10 protein-coding genes and 1 tRNA gene are annotated in these 13,725 nt (G+C 66.0%); 8 read left to right on the plus strand and 3 right to left on the minus strand.

The window, feature by feature from the left end:
* Positions 1–19: 19 nt before the first annotated feature.
* Positions 20–859, plus strand: a complete 840-nt coding sequence (locus ISM_RS10085) for a methylated-DNA--[protein]-cysteine S-methyltransferase (protein ID WP_009814055.1) — start codon at positions 20–22, stop codon at positions 857–859.
* A gap of 5 nt (positions 860–864) precedes the next feature.
* On the opposite strand, the gene ISM_RS10090 is transcribed toward ISM_RS10085, so the two are convergent.
* A complete protein-coding gene (locus tag ISM_RS10090; protein ID WP_009814056.1) occupies positions 865–1,281 on the minus strand; it encodes a nuclear transport factor 2 family protein in 417 nt (138 codons plus the stop codon).
* A 186-nt stretch (positions 1,282–1,467) separates the two neighbouring features.
* Between ISM_RS10090 and ISM_RS10095 the strand changes: the two genes are divergently transcribed.
* From ISM_RS10095 to ISM_RS10105, 3 genes are all read left to right on the plus strand, one after another.
* Positions 1,468–2,130: a YiaD family glycine zipper/OmpA-like lipoprotein gene (locus tag ISM_RS10095; RefSeq protein WP_083780922.1), complete on the plus strand. Its 663-nt coding sequence runs from the start codon at positions 1,468–1,470 to the stop codon at positions 2,128–2,130.
* Between the two features lie 208 nt (positions 2,131–2,338).
* Positions 2,339–3,442 carry a 3-isopropylmalate dehydrogenase gene (gene leuB / locus ISM_RS10100; RefSeq protein ID WP_009814058.1) on the plus strand — a complete coding sequence of 368 codons (1,104 nt, stop codon included), beginning with the start codon at positions 2,339–2,341 and terminating at the stop codon, positions 3,440–3,442.
* A gap of 195 nt (positions 3,443–3,637) precedes the next feature.
* Positions 3,638–3,714: transfer RNA gene (locus ISM_RS10105), tRNA-Pro, on the plus strand.
* Positions 3,715–3,827: 113 nt separating this feature from the next.
* Here ISM_RS10105 and ISM_RS10110 read toward each other — a convergent pair.
* Together ISM_RS10110 and ISM_RS10115 are read right to left on the minus strand one after the other, a co-directional pair.
* Entirely contained in the window at positions 3,828–4,955 is a 1,128-nt protein-coding gene (locus ISM_RS10110) for a class II histone deacetylase (RefSeq protein ID WP_009814059.1), read from the minus strand.
* A 117-nt stretch (positions 4,956–5,072) separates the two neighbouring features.
* On the minus strand, positions 5,073–6,035 hold the full coding sequence (locus ISM_RS10115) for a LysR family transcriptional regulator (RefSeq protein WP_156783365.1): 963 nt from the start codon (positions 6,033–6,035) through the stop codon (positions 5,073–5,075).
* A gap of 79 nt (positions 6,036–6,114) precedes the next feature.
* Between ISM_RS10115 and ISM_RS10120 the strand changes: the two genes are divergently transcribed.
* The 4 genes from ISM_RS10120 to ISM_RS10135 are packed head-to-tail and all read left to right on the plus strand — an operon-like array spanning position 6,115 to position 13,713.
* Complete coding sequence (locus ISM_RS10120; RefSeq protein WP_009814061.1) at positions 6,115–7,644, plus strand: trimethylamine methyltransferase family protein; 1,530 nt, start codon at positions 6,115–6,117, stop codon at positions 7,642–7,644.
* Positions 7,644–10,019, plus strand: coding sequence for an FAD-dependent oxidoreductase (locus ISM_RS10125; protein ID WP_009814062.1), 2,376 nt, complete (start codon positions 7,644–7,646; stop codon positions 10,017–10,019). The genes ISM_RS10120 and ISM_RS10125 overlap by 1 nt, the downstream gene beginning before the upstream one ends.
* Positions 10,016–12,394 carry a GcvT family protein gene (locus ISM_RS10130; protein WP_009814063.1) on the plus strand — a complete coding sequence of 793 codons (2,379 nt, stop codon included), beginning with the start codon at positions 10,016–10,018 and terminating at the stop codon, positions 12,392–12,394. The genes ISM_RS10125 and ISM_RS10130 overlap by 4 nt, the downstream gene beginning before the upstream one ends.
* Positions 12,391–13,713, plus strand: coding sequence for an aspartate aminotransferase family protein (locus ISM_RS10135; protein WP_009814064.1), 1,323 nt, complete (start codon positions 12,391–12,393; stop codon positions 13,711–13,713). The genes ISM_RS10130 and ISM_RS10135 overlap by 4 nt, the downstream gene beginning before the upstream one ends.
* Positions 13,714–13,725: the final 12 nt, after the last annotated feature.

A 13,725-nucleotide genomic window follows, 5' to 3' on the forward strand; every position in this document is an offset into this window, starting at 1 on the left:
CTGCCCGAAGGAGTGTCGGATGAGTGAGCCACAGGGATATCATTATCAGGTGATGCGCCGCGCGATTGATCTGATCGACAGCGGCGCGGCGGGGCAGACGCTCGATGAGCTGGCGGCGGCGATGCATATGAGCCCGGCGCATTTTCAGCGACTGTTCTCGGCCTGGGCCGGGGTCTCGCCGAAACGGTTCCGGCAATATCTCACGCTGGGCCATGCCAAGGCGCTCTTGGATGAGCGGTTCACCATGCTCGAGACCGCCGATGCGGCGGGGCTCTCGGGGGCGGGGCGGCTGCATGATCTTTTTCTGCGCTGGGAGGCGATGAGCCCCGGTGACTATGCGCGTGGCGGGGCCGGGCTCTGCATTCGTTGGGGCTGGTTCGACAGCCCCTTTGGCGAGAGCCTCGTGATGGGCACCGAGCGTGGCATTTGCGGCATCGGCTTTGCCGCCGAGATGGGGCGCGAGGCCACGATGGAGGATCTGCGCGGGCGCTGGCCCGAGGCCCGTTTCGTGGAGGACCCGGAGGCGCTGCGGCCTTGGGTCGAGACCGCCTATGGGCTGCGCGAGGGCGGCGAGGCGCCGCTTTACCTGATCGGGGCACCTTTTCAGATCAAGGTCTGGGAGGCGCTGTTGCGGGTGCCGTCGGGACAGGTCACCACCTATTCCGAGATCGCCCAGAGCATCGGCCGCCCCAAGGCGGTGCGCGCCGTGGGCACCGCCGTCGGGCGCAACCCGATCAGCCTGCTCATCCCCTGCCACCGGGCCTTGCGCAAATCCGGCGGGCTGGGCGGCTATCACTGGGGCTTGCCGGTAAAACGGACGATCCTCGCCTGGGAAAGTGCGCGGGCCGAGGCGGGGTAGCGGGCTCAGAACAGCCCGTTCTCATGGGCGGAAAGCCCGGTGATCACCTGCAGCACGTCCCAATGTTCGACGATCTTGCCGCCGGCATCGAAACGGAAAATATCCATGCCCGCGTAATCATCCGAGCCGGGCCAGATCTGGTGGCAATGCAGCACCACGAGATCCTCTTCGGCGACGGCGCGTTTGATGATCACTTTCTTTTCGGGAAACTCGCGCGCCATGCGTTCGAAATAATCGATAAACCCGGCCTTGCCGTCGCGCACATGCGGGTTGTGCTGAATGTAATCCGCGCCGACATAGGCCTCGACCGCGCGGCGGGGATCGGCCTGATTGAACATCAGGTCATAAAAAGCGATGGCGGTTTCTTTGTTGCGTGTCTCAGAAATACGGGTCTCTGGACTGTGCTGTGCTTGGCCGGACATGGCGGGTATCTCATACGTGAATGCGTGGTCGTGATAATCAACTTGTCATGCGCGAATTGCCGCTTATTTCCCCCTGTCAAATACTTGGGGATCGGCAATCCTAAGCCTATACTTAGCACAGACCCAGTCAATTGGGCCCTAAAATATGCGCCCAAGAGTTTGGGCAATGGAGCAAGAGGCAACGCCATGATGCGAGCAAAACAGATTATCACCTGCATGGCAGGGACGTCCCTTCTTTTGGTTACGGCCTGCGCGGAGCCTGCGCATCTGCAAGGCAATGACCCCAACGCCCGCGCCAAGCAGGGCGCGCTGATCGGCGGTGTGGTGGGCGCGATCACCGGCGCTGCGGCCAGCGACAAGAAGGGCAAGGGCGCGGTCATCGGCGGCGCCATCGGGGCCCTCGGCGGCGCGGCCATCGGCAATGCGCTGGACAAGCAGGCGGCCGAGCTCGAGCGCGATCTCAACAATGACAGCGTGACCGTCAACAACACCGGCGACCGTCTCATCGTAACCATGCCGCAGGACATTCTCTTTGCCATCGACAGCTCGACGGTGAATTCGGGCCTGCGCGGCGATCTGCTGACCGTGGCGCGCAGCCTGCAGAGCTATCCCGACACCACGGTGCAGGTGGTCGGCCACACCGACAACACCGGCTCGGCCGCGCATAACCAGGCGCTGTCGGAGCGCCGGGCCAATGCGGTGGCGGATGTGCTGATGAATGGTGGCGTCGCCTTCAGCCGTATTCAGACCTATGGCCGTGGCGAAGATCAGCCGCTCGCCTCGAACCTGACGGCAGAGGGCCGCGCCCAGAACCGCCGGGTCGAGATCGTGATCCTGCCCAACGCCTGATCGGCCACCGGGCGGGAAGCGGGCGAGACCCGGGCGAGACCGGGGCGAGACCCAACCAAACCCAACAGGGCCCGTCCGGCAGACGCCGGGCGGGCCTTTTGCATGGGGCGCACAGGCGCGGACGGCAGGCTGGGCTTCCTTGACGACCCCCACGCCACGCGCTACGCGGTTGGGCAAGAAATTTTACCATCAAAAAAGGACTGCCCAGATGAGCACACCTTCGCTTCTTATCCTGCCCGGCGACGGGATCGGCCCCGAGGTCATGACCGAGGTGCGCAAGGTCATCGACTGGTTCGGCGCCAAGCGCGACCTGGCCTTTGATGTGAGCGAGGATCTGGTGGGCGGCGCGGCCTATGACAAGCACGGCGTGCCGCTGCATGACGACACGATGGCGCGCGCCCAAGAGGTCGACGCGGTGCTGCTCGGCGCCGTGGGTGGCCCGAAATACGACGAGCTCGATTTCTCGGTCAAACCCGAGCGCGGCCTGCTGCGCCTGCGCAAGGAAATGGACCTTTTCGCCAACCTGCGCCCGGCGCAATGCTTTGACGCGCTGGCCGATTTCAGCAGCCTGAAAAAGGACGTGGTCGCCGGTCTCGACATCATGATCGTGCGCGAGCTGACCTCGGGCGTCTATTTCGGCGAGCCGCGCGGCATCTTCGAAGAGGGCAATGAGCGCGTCGGCATCAACACCCAGCGCTACACGGAGAGCGAGATCGAGCGCGCCGCCCGCGCCGCGTTCGAGCTGGCGATGCGCCGGAACAAGAAGGTCTGCTCGATGGAGAAGGCCAATGTGATGGAGAGCGGCATTCTCTGGCGCGAAGTCGCAACCCGCGTCGGCAAGGACTATCCCGAGGTCGAGCTGTCGCATATGTATGCCGACAATGGCGCGATGCAGCTCGTGCGGGCGCCGAAACAATTCGACGTGATCCTCACCGACAACCTCTTTGGCGACATCCTGTCGGATTGCGCCGCGATGCTCACCGGCTCGCTCGGCATGCTGCCCTCGGCCTCGCTCGGCGCACCGATGGCCAATGGCCGGCCCAAGGCGCTCTACGAGCCGGTGCATGGCTCGGCCCCCGACATCGCGGGTCAGGGCAAGGCGAACCCGATCGCCTGTATCCTGAGCTTTGCCATGGCGCTGCGCTACAGCTTTGATCAGGGCGACGAGGCGACCCGTCTCGAGAACGCCATCGAAGCGGTGCTCGCCTCCGGCGCGCGCACGGCCGATCTCATGGGTCCCGAAGGCGGCACGCCGCTCTCGACCGCCGAGATGGGCGACAAGGTGATCGAGGCGCTCGACCAGAGCCTCTAATCCGCGCTCGGCGTGATGCTGATCCGCCCCCGGTGCCCCGCGCACCGGGGGTTTTTATTTGCGCTGTCGCGGGGCTGGGCGCGGGGCTGGGCGCTGGGCAGGGCCGCCCGCAGCCCGCCCAAAGACCGCTCAGAAGATTCTCGCAACTCGCGTCTTGCAAAGCCCGCGCTTTGCCAGTAACTGGTGCGCCACGGTCGGAGTGTAGCTCAGCTTGGTAGAGCACTGTCTTCGGGAGGCAGGGGTCGGAGGTTCGAATCCTCTCACTCCGACCAGATTATCCAACATATGCCATCAGGCCCAACCTGACCCTCCCGTCAGATCGCTGAGGCGGATGGCGCGTCAGGGCCACAGGCCCAAGGCCTTGCCCCTGTGGCGGCTGGACCCATCATCCCCCGAAAAACATCTCTTTCACCTGGGCGATGCGCAGCTGCTGATCATGGCTGAGCGATTGGCCGCCAAAGGCTGCGATGATCTCGTCATAGGGGTCGGTGAGGCGCTGGCTGGTGCCGGCGAGGGTTTCGAGCACGGCAAGCCCGCAATAGGGCACATATTGCGGGGAATAGCCGCCCTCATGGGTGACGATGATCCGACCCCCCGCATGGCGCGCGGCGAGCTCCATGAGCTGACCCATCATCCAGGCGTAATCGCTCGATTTCAGCATCTGCATGCCGAGCGGGTCCATGGCGCAGGAATCAAACCCGCTGGCCACCACGATCAGCTCGGGCGCAAAGGCGTCGAGCGCCGGCAGGACCAGCTCTTCGAAGGCGTGTTTATAGCCGCCGGTGCCGGTGCCGGGGGGCAGCGGGATGTTGAGGTTATGGCCAAGCCCCGCGCCTGCGCCCAGCGCCTCCATCGGGCCGGAGTGGAGCGGAAAGAGATTGTCCTGATGCAGCGAAATCGTCAGCACCGAGGGGTCGTCGTAAAAGATCGCCTCGGTGCCATTGCCGTGATGCACGTCCCAATCGACCACCGCGACGCGGCCGATGCCATGCCGCTCTTGGGCGTATTTCGCGCCGATGGCCGCATTGGCAAAGAGGCAAGACCCCATCGCCTTGTCGGGCAGCGCGTGATGCCCCGGCGGACGGCAAAGCACATAGCCATTGTCCCAGTCCCCCGTCATCACCTCATCCACCGCCGCGGTGACCCCGCCCACCGCCAGCCGCGCGATCTCAAGGCTCGCGGGGCCGACCGGGGTGAGCTCGCCCGCGTCGCCGCCGCCCGCGGCACAGATCTTGGCGAGATGGTCGATATGGCTCTGCGGATGGACGAGGCGGAGGATCTCGTCGCCCGCCGGCCGTGGCCGGTGCGATGCGAGCTTGGGCGCAAGCTCGGTCGCCTCCACGAGGTTTTGCAGGCGGCGCTTGGTCTCGGGATGCTCAAAATGCAGCCCCGGCTGCATCTCGAGCCCGGGCTCGAGGAAACCGCACCAATTGAGCGTGTCATGCCAGTAATAGAGCTCGGCGGTCACAAACCCGGTGCGATGGGCGCAGGTGGTGTCGGCGTGAAACTGCATCTCGGTCTCCTTGGTGGGGTTCTTTCGTCATAGCATGGCGGGCCGGTCGGGGATCGGCCAAGAAGGCGCTTCCTAAGCCACGGATCGGCTCGTCCGAACCAGACCCGGGGCGGGGCGCTAGTCACAGCTCACGCTGGCCGCGCCGATCTCGCCCATCTGGGCGACGATCTGGGCCAGCAGGGTCTGCTGGGACATCTTGGCAAATTCCTGTGGCAGATCGTGCAGCTCTCCCTTGCGGGACACGACGGTGAGGGTCCGCGACAGGCCCGGCACCGGCAGATCGCGGATGCGCAGGCTCATGTTCTCCACCAGCCCATCGATAAGCAGCGTCGGCGTCAGCAGGCTGAACCCCTGACCCGCCGCGACGCAGGAGGTCACCATGCTCGACCGGTCCGCCTGAATGACCTTGCTCGGCTCGAACCGCAGGCGCCGCAGATGCTGGGCAATCTGGCGTCCGGCATGGGTCGTGTCGCCAAACCGCACCAGTGGCAGCCGCGACTGGATCGTCTCGAGACTGTCCTCGGGGCCGCTGTAATCCTTGGGCAGCACCAGAAGATACTGCTCGCTCAGCACATGATGCCGTTCGAGCCCGTCCATATCGAGAAACGGGTTGGAGGTGATCGCGAGATCGGCCTGTTTGGTGCGCAAGAGCTGTTCGTGATTGCCGCTTTGCCCGGCATAGAGCGTCATGTCCTTGACGCCAAAGGCGTCTTGCGCGAGGGCGATGAGCGGCGGGGTGAGCGTGGTGGCGATCGAGGCCTGCAGCCCCACCCGCAAGAGCGAGAGCGATTTCTGCCCGACATGGCGCAGCTCGGTTTCCATCTCGGACACCGCGTCGAGAATCTTTTGCGCCTTGAGCAATAGCCGCGCCCCGGCATGGGTCAATCGCGCGGGCCGCGTGCCACGATCAAGAAGCCGCGTGCCAAAGGCCTCTTCCAGCGCCGCGATATGCTGGGACGCGGCCGGCTGCGACAGGTTCAAGAGCTTGGCCCCGGCGCGCATCTGCCCGGTGGCCGCCACTGCAAGGAACACTTCGAGAGAGCGCATGAGCCCCGGAGGGAAGCCGGTTCGATCCAGCATGGCGCATCCTTAGTATAAGAGATTTCAATACTGAGGGGAATTTCTTGGCTTGTGTCAAGCGCCGTAGCAACGTGATCCCATGAAACGAACCCGAAGCTCCCGGCGCCGTGGCGCCCACCCCCAGCACACGGCGTCAGAGCCGCGCGCCCCCTTCATCCTGCGCAAGCTCTCGACCTTCAATGTGCTGAGCGAGGCCGGGCTCGAACAGATCGAAGCCAATGCCGACACGATCCTCGCCGAGACCGGGATGGAGTTTCAGGGCGATCCCGAAATCCTCGACATCTTTGGCCGGGCGGGCTGTGATGTGGATGGCACGCGGGTGCGTTTCGCGCCCGGGTTCTGCCGCCGGACCATCACCGCCACCGCGCCTGCGCAGTTCATCCAGCACGCGCGCAACCCCGCCAATTCGGTGCAGCTCGGCGGCGAGGCCAGCGTGCTCTGCCCATCCTGGGGTCCGCCCTTCGTGCATGATCTCGACCGCGGGCGGCGCTATGCCTCCTACCGGGATTTCATCGATCTGGTGAAGCTGCACCACACGCTGCCATGGCTGCACCATTCCGGCGGCGTGGTCTGCGAACCGGTGGATCTGCCGGCCAACAAGCGCCATCTCGACATGCTCTATGGCCATATCCGCCATTCCGACCGGGCCTTTATGGGGGCCTTCATCGGGGCCGAGCGGGCGGGCCATGCCATCGACATGGCGCGGATCGTGTTCGGGGCCGAATTCATGGCGGAGAACGCCGTGCTCTATTGTGTCTCCAACACCAACGCGCCGCTGGTCCTCGACAGCCATATGTCCGGCGCGCTCAAGACCTATGCCCGCGCCGGACAGCCGGTGGCCTGCACGCCCTGGGTTCTGACAGGTGCGATGTCGCCGGCCACCGTGGCCGGGACGCTGGCGCAGATCCTCGCCGAAACCATGGCCACCATGACGCTCACCCAGCTGGTGAACCCCGGTGCGCCCTGCCTGATGGGAAGCTTTGCCTCCACCATGTCGATGAAGACCGGCGCGCCGACCTTTGGCACGCCCGAGGCGGGGCTCTTGGTGCTGGCCGCTGGGCAATTGGCGCGCCGGCTGGGGGTGCCTTTGCACACCGTCGGCACGCTCAGTTCGTCCAAGCTCCCCGATGCGCAGAGCCAGCAAGAGGCGGCCTGGGGTCTTCTGATGTCGATGTTTGCCGGGGCCAATCTGATCAACCACGCGACCGGCTGGCTCGAAGGCGGGTTGGTCACCTCGTTCGAGAAAACCATCATCGACCATGATCTCTGCGGCAAGATCGGGCGGTTTTTCGACGGCATCGACATGAGCGAGAACGCGCAGGCGATGGAGGCGATCGCCAAGACCGGGCCGGGGCAGCATTTTCTGGGCTCCGAGCATACGCAGGCCAATTACATGAGCGCGCTCTTCCGGCCCTGGACGCCGGATGACAACGCCTTTGAACATTGGCGCGCCGCCGGGGAAAAGGACGCGGGCGCGCGGGCCAATGCGCTCTGGAAGTCGCAGCTCGAGAGCTATGAAGACCCCGGTCTCGACCCCGAGATCGACGCCGCGCTGCAGGAGTATATCGCGGCGCGGAAGGCCGAGAAACCCGATCAGGATTACTATTGATGCGCCGGGTGTTGATCATCGGCGGCGGTGCCATCGGCCTCTCAGTGGCCTATCATCTGGCCAAGCGCGGCGCGGCGGATGTGACGCTGTTGGAGCGCAACCGCCTGACCTCGGGCACCTCGTGGCACGCGGCGGGCATCGTCGGCCCGCTGCGCGCCACGCCGAATATGACGGCGCTGGCCTCGGCCGCCTTGGAGGTCTTCCCGGAGCTCGAGGCCGAGACCGGCATGGCCACCGGCTATCGGCGCACCGGCGGCTATTGGCTGGCCCGCGTGCCCGAGCGGCTGGACGAGCTGCACCGCATCGCCGATCTGGGCCGCACGCAGGGGCTGACGCCTTCGGTCATCGCCGCCGAGGAAGTGGGTCTGCCGATGCTCGATCTGTCGCAGCATGTCGGCGCGCTGCATGTGCCCGAGGATGCCAATGTGAACCCGGTCGATCTCTGCATGGCCTATGCGCGGGGTGCGAAAAATCGCGGCGTGACCCTGCGCGAAGGCGTCGAGGTCGCGCGGCTCTTGGTCGAGGGCCACCGCGTCACCGGGGTCGCCCTCGCCGATGGCCGCGAGATGCAGGCCGATCAGGTGGTGATCGCCACCGGCGCCTGGTCGCGCGAGCTTGCCGCCACGGCCGGTGTCGCGCTGCCCCTGCAGGCGGTCGAACATATGTATGTGGTGACGGAAATCATCCCCGATCTGCCCGATCCCTTCCCGGTGATCCGCGATCTGGATCGCGGCATTTACCTCAAGGGCGACGCGGGCAAGCTGGTGATCGGCGGGTTTGAACCGAAGGCCAAATGCTGGGATCCCTATGGGCCCGAGGGCAACCGCGCCTTTCTCGAAATGGCCGAGGATTGGGAGCAGTTCAGCCCCTTCATGGAGGCGGCGCTCGATCTTTGCCCGGGGTTGGCCGCCACCGGCATTCAGCATTTCATGAACGGCCCTGAGAGCTTTACCGCCGACACCCGGCCGCTGGTGGGCGAGACCTCGGTCGACGGTCTCTTTGTGGCGGCGGGGATGAATTCGGTCGGAATCATGTCCTCGGCAGGCATTGGCCGGGCGCTGGCGGATTGGATGGTGGACGGCCATCCGCCGATGAACATGTGGGAGGTCGATGTGGCGCGGGTCGATCCGGCGCGCGCCGCCCCGGCCCATATGGCGGCCCGCATGGACGAGGCGGTGGCCGATCTCTTTGCCCTGCATTGGCCCTATAAACAGCCCAAGGCGGGCCGCGATCTGCGCCGCTCGGCGCTGCATGACTGCTGGGCCAAGGCGGGGGCACAGTTCGGCCAGACCGCCGGGTGGGAGCGCGGGCTCTGGTATGGCGCGGCCCAGCCCTATTCGGTGGGGGCGCAGCCCTGGTGGCCCGCAGCCGAGTCAGAGGCCGCCCAGATGGCCCAGGGCGCGGCGCTCATCGATCTGAGCCCCTTTACCAAGATCGACCTGCGCGGGCCGAACGTGGCGCAAGCGCTCAATGATCTGTGCACCGCGCAGATGGATGTGCCGCTGGGCCGCGCGATCTATAGCCAGATCCTCAACCCGCGCGGTGGGATCGAGATGGATGTCACCGTCTCGCGCCTCGCCGAGGATCATTTCCACATCACTTCGGGCGCCGCCACCCGCGCCCGCGATCTGGCCTATCTGCGCCGCGCCCTGCCCAGCGCCGTGACCCTCACCGACCGCACCGAGGCCTATTGCACGCTCGGCGTGATGGGGGCAGGGGCGGCGCATATGCTGCGCGCCTGGGACGCGGACACTGCCTGGGCCGCCGCGCCCTTGGGCGAGCTGCGCGATCTGCTGATCGACGGCCACCGCGCCCGCGCCACGCGGATCAGCTTTGTCGGCGAATACGGCTGGGAACTGACCCTGCCCAACAGCATCGCGCCGCGTGTCTTCGACAGGCTCTATACTGCCGGGGCCCGGCCGCTTGGCCATTTCGCCCTTGATGGCTGCCGCATCGAGAAAGGGTTCAAACATTGGGGCCATGACCTCAGCCCCGCGATCACGCCGCTCGAGGCGGGGCTTGGCTTTACCATCGACTGGCGCAAGTCGTTCACCGGCAAAGAGGCGCTCGCGGCGCAACAATCCCAAGGCCTGCGGCGACGGCTTCTCTTGCTGCAGGTCACCGGCGCCCCGCTTCTCTTGCATGACGAGCCGGTCTTCGAGGCGGGCCGTCACGTGGGCTTTACCACCTCCGGCGCGCGCGGCCCGCGCACCGGGCTCAACCTCTGTTTCGCGCTGATCGACACCGAGCCGGGCGAGACGCTGGACGACAGCTGCGCGCGAAATTTCACCGTCAGGATCGCCGGGCAGGACCATGCGGCCACGCCGCTCCGCCGCCCGGCCTTTGATCCCACTCATGAAAGGATGCGCGCATGACCAAGGTGCAAGTGGTCATCATCGGCGGCGGCGCGATGGGCGTGTCGCTGCTCTACCATCTGGTCAAGGCCGGATGGCGCGATCTGCTGCTCGTTGAAAAGAACGACCTGACCCATGGCTCGACCTGGCATGCGGCGGGGCTTTGCACCCATTTCGCCCATAACGCCACCATTCAGGAGCTGCGCGCCACTTCGGTCCGGCTCTACCGGGACATCCTGCCGCAAGAGACCGGCCGCGATTGCGGCTTTCACCGCTCGGGCGCGATGCGCATCACCCGCAACCCCGACCGGATGGACGAGTTCCGCCATGTCGCGGGCCTGTCAGAGTTCACCGGCTATCCGCTCGAGGTGCTGACACCTGACCGCATCGCAGAGCTGCATCCGCTGGCGCGTCTCGACGGGCTGATCGGCGGCATCTACGAGCCCGACGATGGCCATGTCGACCCGACGCTCGCGACGCAAGCCATGGCCGAAATGGCCCGCAAGGGCGGCGCGCAGATCTGGCGCAACTGCCCGGTGGAGGCGATCCGCCAAACTCGCGGCCGCTGGCGGATCGACACCGCCAAAGGCCCGGTCGAGAGCCTGCATGTGGTCAATGCCGCCGGCACCTGGGGCTGGGAAGTGGGGCAGATGATGGGGGTGAACATCCCCTCCGTGCCGGTGCTGCACCAATATCTGGTGACCGACACCATCCCCGCCGTGGCCGAGAGGATCGCGGGCGGCCTGCCAGAGCTGCCGATGATCCGCGACCCCGAGGAAAGCTGGTACGTGCGCCAGGAACGCGACGGGCTGATCCTTGGGCCTTATGAAAAAGAGGCGCAGGTCTGGTCCGTTGATGGCGTGCCGCCCTCCTTTGGGGCCGAGCTGATGCCGCCCGATCTCGACCGTGTCGCCCATATCATCGAGGCCGCGATGGCGCGTCTTCCGGCGCTCGAAACCGGCGGTGTGAAAACCGTGGTCAACGGGCCGATCACCTTTACCCCCGACGCCAACCCGCTCATCGGTCCGGCCCATGGCCACGACACCGCCTGGCTTTTGACCGGCTCGTCGATGGGGGTGATGGAGGGCGGCGGCGCGGGCTGGTTCCTCGCCCATTGGATGACCCATGGCGCGCCGCCGATGGATGCGCTGGCCGTCGACAGCCGCCGCTTTGGCGCCTGGGCCGACCGCGACTATCGCGTGGCCAAGGCGGTGGAATGTTTCGGCCTGCAATTCGGCGTGCATTACCCGCATGAGGAACGCCCCGCCGGGCGCGGCCTGCGCCTGTCGCCGCTGCATGACCTGATGATCGCCCGTGGCGCGGTGATGGGGGCGGCGCATGGCTGGGAACGGCCCAATTGGTTCTCGGAGACGCCAAATGCGAGGCCTGAGGAAAGCTTTCGCCGCGCCAATTGGTTCGCGCCAGTCGCCCGCGAGGTCAGCGCCGCCACCTCGCGCGTGGCCATGGCCGATCTCTCGGTCTTTTCCAAGTTTGAGATCACCGGCGCGGATCTGGCCCCGTTTCTCGAAACCCTCGGGGCGAACCGCGCGCCAGATCTGGGCCGCATCGGGCTTTGCCATGGGCTGACCCCGGCGGGCGGTGTTCTGTCGGAATTTACCGTCACCCGGCTCGCCGAGGACCACGCCTATCTGACCTCCGCCGCCGCCGCCGAAGAGATCGACCTCGACCTGCTGCGCCTCAGGGCCAAAGGCATGGATGTCGAGATCCGCAATGTCACCGACGATCTGGCGGTGATCGCGGTGATGGGGCCCAAAGCGCCCGAGACCTGCCCCGAGCTGGCCGATATGCCCTGGCTCAGCGCCCGCGAGACGACGCTCGACGGCATCGCCATACGCGCCCTGCGCCTGTCTTACATCGGCGAATGCGGCTGGGAGCTGCATGTCGCGCGCGGTGCCGCCACCACGCTCTTTGAGGCGCTGGAGCGCCGGGCGACGCCCCATGGGTTGGGCTTCTACGGGGCCTATGCCGCCAACTCCATGCGGCTAGAGAAGGGCTATCGCGGCTGGGGCAGTGACCTGACCACCGAGCGCAGCCCGCTCGAGGCGGGGCTGACTGCCTTTGTCCGCAAGGACCTGCGCGACGGCCTCACCCGCGACCCGGCATGGGATATGGTCCTGCTGGAGATTGCGACGGGCGAGGTTGATCCGTTTTACGCCCATAGCGTCTGGCAAGGCGACCGGCCGGTAGGCATCGTGACCTCGGGCGCCTATGGTCATCGCACCGGCAAGGTTCTGGCGCTGGCCTATCTGCGCGACGCCACCGCGCGCGACGGGCTCAGCGTCTCTATCCTCGGAACGCGCCGCGCGGCCACGATCCTGCCACAGGCGCCTTTTGATCCTGACGACACCCGCATGAAACCCGGAGCAACGCCATGAATGAACATCCCCTGCACACCGACTGGAATTTCGACAGCACCGCCGCGCGGCGCGATCAATATTACGCGGCCTCGCTCACCCGGTTCACGCCCTTCCGCGATCCCATCGTGTTCAAGAAGGGGCAGGGCCAGTATCTGTGGGACACGGAGGGGCGCAAATACACCGATCTTCTTGGCATGAATGTCTGTATCTCGGTCGGCCATTCGCACCCGCGCGTCGTCGCCGCCGCCATGGAGCAAGCACAAGAGCTGACCCATTGCACCACCATGTTCTACCACCCGACGCCCGCCCATCTCGCCGAGGAACTGGCCGCGACCATGCCGAAAGGCCATGACTGGGTGGTGCATCTGACCAATTCAGGCTCCGAGGCCATCGATCTCGCCATGACCATGGCGCGCACCTATACCGGCAATCTCGACCTGCTGGCGCTGCGCACCGCCTATCACGGGCCGACGGCGGCGGCGCAATCGATCACCGGCATCGCGGGCTGGCGGCATCCGGGGATGCCGGGCAACGTGGCCTTCGTGCCGGAGCCCAACCAATATCGCGGCATCTTTGGCGAAGGCACCGCGCCCTATCTCGACGAGATCACCCGCACCATTCAGACCGCCACCTCTGGCAAGCTCGCCGGCATCTTTGTCGAAAGCGTGCAGGGCTATGGCGGCATCATCGCAATGCCGCCGGGATATATGTCCGGGGCCGCCGACCGGGTGCGCGCGGCGGGCGGGCTCTATATCGCTGATGAGGTGCAATCGGGCTTTGGCCGCACCGGCGATCACTTCTGGGGGTTTGAGGCGGATGGCGTCGTGCCGGATATCGTGGTGATGGCCAAGGGGCTCGGCAATGGCTTTCCCATCGGCGCGGTGGTCGCCAGAAAAGACGTCGCCGCGCCAATGGCCGAGAAATTCATGTTCCACACCTATGGGGCCAACCCGACCTCTGCCGCCGCCGCCCGCGCCGTGCTCGCCGTGATGCGCGACGAAGGCCTGCAAGAGAACGCGCGGGCCGTTGGGGCCAAGCTCTTGGAACGGCTGCAGGATCTCAAGGACAAGCATTCCGCCATCGGCGATGTGCGCGGCAAAGGGCTGATGCTGGCGCTGGAATTTGTCACCGACCGCGACAGCAAGACCCCCGACAAGGAGATGACCGCAGAGGTCTTCGAGGCCTGCCGCGCCGAGGGCATCATCCTGTCGAAATCCGGACCGTTTCAGCAATGCCTGCGCATGGTCCCGCCGCTCTGCCTGTCGCAAGAGGACGTCGACCACGTGACCACCAGCCTCGACGGCGCCCTCTCCGCCGCCGCCAATCTGCGCCGCTAGCGGGGCGGGCGC

The sequence above is a fragment of the Roseovarius nubinhibens ISM genome (genome assembly GCF_000152625.1).
GTDB lineage: Bacteria > Pseudomonadota > Alphaproteobacteria > Rhodobacterales > Rhodobacteraceae > Roseovarius > Roseovarius nubinhibens.